Origin of the sequence: Thalassovita mangrovi (assembly GCF_009857745.1) — a bacterium.
GTDB lineage: Bacteria > Pseudomonadota > Alphaproteobacteria > Rhodobacterales > Rhodobacteraceae > Thalassobius > Thalassobius mangrovi.
This window is the reverse complement of sequence record NZ_WWEN01000018.1, coordinates 1-3,438: the sequence shown is the minus strand read 5'-3', so window position 1 is coordinate 3,438 and position 3,438 is coordinate 1. Positions and strand designations below refer to the sequence as shown.

General features: G+C 66.1%; 1 protein-coding gene. It reads right to left on the bottom strand.

Annotation, left to right across the window (positions count from 1 at the left end; translation table 11 throughout):
- Window positions 1–18 precede the first annotated feature (18 nt).
- Window positions 19–3,438: pyruvate carboxylase (locus GR167_RS20025; protein ID WP_160975512.1), on the bottom strand; the 3,420-nt coding region annotated here is incomplete at its 5' end.

The following is a 3,438-nucleotide window of genomic DNA, read 5'->3' as shown; positions in this document are numbered from 1 at the left end:
GGGCAGGCCCCCTTTGTTTCATTCGAACTCGATCAGCAGGTCTTTTGCGTCGATCTGGGTTCCGGGCTGGACGTGGACGGCCTTGATCACGGCGTCGCGTTCGGCGTGGATGCCGGTTTCCATCTTCATCGCCTCGATGGTCAGCAGCAGGTCGCCCTCGGAGACCTTCTGACCGGCGCTGACGCCCACGCTCGCCACCACGCCGGGCATCGGCGCGCCGATATGGGCGGGGTTGCCGGCTTCGGCCTTGGGCCGGGCCGCGGTGGTGGATTTCACCAGCCGGTTCGGCACCCGGATCACGCGGGGCTGGCCGTTGAGTTCGAAGAACACCTTCACCTCGCCGTCCTCGCTGGTCTCGCCCACCGCCTGCAGCCGGATTTCCAGCGTCTTGCCGGGGTCGATCTCGGCCTCGATCTCCTCGCCCGGCTCCATGCCGTAGAAGAAGGTGCGCGTCGGCAGCGACCGCACCGGGCCGTACAGCGCGTGGCGCGCCATGTAATCGGTGAACACCTTGGGATACATCAGGTAGCCGTTCAGGTCCTCGTCGTCGATCTCGATCCCGTCGCAGGCCTCAACGGCCTGCTGCCGCGCGGCGTCCAGGTCGACCGGGTCGAGGTGCTTGCCGGGCCGCTCAAGGTTGGGCGCCTCGTCCTTCAGCACTTTCTTGACGATGCCCTCGGGGAAGCCGTTCGGCGGCTGGCCGAGGTTGCCGCGCATCATGTCGATCACGGAATCGGGGAAGGCGACCTCCTTCTCGGGGTCTTCCACATCGGCGCGGCTCAGGCCCTGGGACACCATCATCAGCGCCATGTCGCCCACCACTTTCGACGACGGCGTCACCTTGACGATATCGCCGAACATCCGGTTGACGTCGGCATAGGTCTGGGCGACCTCGTGCCAGCGTTCCTCCAGCCCCAGCGAGCGCGCCTGCGCCTTGAGGTTGGTGAACTGACCGCCGGGCATTTCGTGCAGGTAGACCTCCGACGCCGGGGCCTGCAGGCCGGATTCGAACGCCACGTATTGCGCCCGCACCTGTTCCCAGTAGTTGGAGATCTCGCGGATCCGCGCGATGTCGATGCCGGTGTCGCGGTCGGTGTTGCGCAGCGCCTCGACGATCGAGCCGAGGCAGGCCTGCGAGGTGCCGCCCGAGAACGCGTCCATCGCCGCGTCCGCCGCATCGACGCCCGCGTCACTTGCCGCCAGGATGGTGGCCCCGGCGATGCCGCTGGTGTCATGGGTGTGGAAATGCACCGGGATGGTCAGTTCGTCCTTCAGCGCCTTGACCAGCACCCGCGCGGCGGCGGGTTTCAGCAGCCCCGCCATGTCCTTCAGCCCGATGATATGGGCGCCGGCCGCTTCCAGCTCCTTGGCCATGTCGACGTAATATTTCAGGTCGTACTTGGCCCGGTTCGGGTCGAGGATGTCGCCGGTATAGCAGATCGTGCCTTCGCAGATCTTGCCGCTCTCGATCACCGCGTCCATCGCCACGCGCATGTTTTCGACCCAGTTCAGACTGTCGAAGACGCGGAACACGTCGACGCCGGTCACCGCCGCCTGGCGGACGAATTCGCGCACCACGTTGTCGGGATAGTTGGTGTAGCCCACGCCGTTGGAGGCGCGCAGCAGCATCTGGGTCAGCACGTTCGGCATCGCCCAACGCAGGTCGCGCAGCCGCTGCCACGGGCATTCCTGCAAGAAGCGGTAAGCCACGTCGAAGGTCGCGCCGCCCCAGCATTCGACCGAGAACAGCTGCGGCAGGTTGGCGGCATAGGCCGGCGCCACCTTGATCATGTCGATCGAGCGCATCCGGGTCGCCAGCAAGGACTGGTGCCCGTCGCGCATGGTGGTGTCGGTCAGCAGCAGCTGTTTTTGTTCCAGCATCCAGTCGGCCACCGCCTTGGCGCCCTTTTCCTCCAGCAGGGTCTTGGTTCCGGGCTGCACCTCGCCGATGGAAACCGGCGGTTTGGGCAGCCTGATATCGGCGGGCGGTTCGGCGCGGCCTTCGGTTTCGGGATGCCCGTTGACGGTGATGTCGGCGATGTAGGTCAGAACCTTGGTGCCGCGGTCGCGGCGCTGCTCGAACTCGAACAGTTCCGGCGTCTCGTCGATGAACTTGGTGGTGTAGGTGTTGTTGAGGAAGGTCGGGTGCTTCAGCAGGTTTTCCACGAAGGCGATGTTGGTGGACACGCCGCGGATGCGGAATTCGCGCAGCGCCCGGTCCATCCGGTGGATCGCCGCGTCCGGGGTCGGCGCCCAGGCGGTGACCTTCACCAAGAGGCTGTCATAATAACGGGTGATCACCCCGCCCGCGTAAGCGGTGCCGCCGTCGAGCCGGATGCCCATGCCGGTGGCCGAACGGTAGGCGGTGATGCGGCCGTAATCGGGGATGAAGTTGTTCTGCGGGTCCTCGGTGGTGATCCGGGTCTGCAGCGCGTGGCCGTTCAGGGTGATCTGGTCCTGGCCGGTCTTGCCGGTGGCCTCGGCCAGCGGCTTGCCCTCGGCGATCTTGATCTGCGCCTGCACGATGTCGATGCCGGTGACTTCCTCGGTCACCGTGTGTTCCACCTGCACCCGCGGGTTGACCTCGATGAAGTAGAACTTGCCGCTTTCCATATCCATCAGGAATTCGACGGTGCCGGCGCATTCGTAATTCACATGGGCGCAGATGCGGCGGCCCAGCTCGCACAACTCCTCGCGCTGGTCCTGGCTCAGGTAGGGCGCGGGGGCGCGTTCGACCACTTTCTGGTTACGCCGCTGCACCGAGCAGTCGCGTTCCCACAGGTGATAGATCTCGCCGTGCTGGTCGCCGAGGATCTGCACCTCGACATGGCGCGCGCGGGTGATCATCTTTTCCAGATACCCTTCGCCATTGCCAAACGCCGCTTCCGCCTCGCGTCGGCCTTCCAGCACCTTCTCTTCCAGCTCGTCCTCGCCCAGGATCGGCCGCATGCCGCGGCCGCCGCCGCCCCAGCTGGCTTTCAGCATCAGCGGATAGCCGATCTCGGCGGCCTCGCGTTTGATCGCCGCCATGTCGTCGCCCAGCACCTCGGTGGCCGGGATCACCGGCACGCCGGCCGCGATCGCTACCTTGCGCGCGCTGGCCTTGTCGCCGAGCGCCCGCATCGTCGCCGCCTTGGGCCCGATGAAGGCGATGCCGGCCGCTTCGCAGGCATCGACGAAATCGGGGTTTTCCGACAGCAGGCCATAGCCGGGATGGATCGCGTCGGCGCCCGACAGCTTGGCCACCCGGATGATCTCGCTGATCGACAGGTAAGCCGCCACCGGCCCCATGCCTTCGCCGATCCGGTACGCCTCGTCCGCCTTGAACCGGTGCAGCCCCAGCTTGTCCTCCTCGGCATAGATCGCGACGGTCTTCTTGCCCAGCTCGTTCGCGGCCCGCATGATGCGGATCGCGATCTCGCCTCGGTTCGCTATCAG